The 237-nt window shown below is 43.5% G+C and carries 1 pseudogene; it reads right to left on the bottom strand.

Annotated features, from left to right (window positions below):
- Positions 1 to 237: pseudogene (locus AAEY72_RS16295) on the bottom strand (hypothetical protein); the annotation flags it as partial.

The raw sequence follows: 237 nt of genomic DNA, 5'->3' as shown, positions 1-237 counted from the left end.
TACCTGAACGCGTCAGTGAATACATTTGTCGACTAAAAATTTGTAACTCTTCCAGCGACACCTTGCTTTGAAATAAGCTCATCGAAAAAGATTGCTTCGTTTTCACTTCGCGCAATTCTAACGGAATAATCCCACGAGAAAGCAATGCATCTGCCGCCGAACTTTCATTAGCAGACTCAAGCTGTGCACTGACCGCCTGACCTTGTGAATTACGTCCTCGATATTGATATAGTGGCA

The organism is Psychrobacter sp. W2-37-MNA-CIBAN-0211 (genome assembly GCF_040309405.1).
Lineage (GTDB): Bacteria > Pseudomonadota > Gammaproteobacteria > Pseudomonadales > Moraxellaceae > Psychrobacter > Psychrobacter glaciei.
The sequence above is the reverse complement of the archived record's forward strand: the minus strand, read 5'-3'. Positions and strand labels throughout refer to the sequence as shown.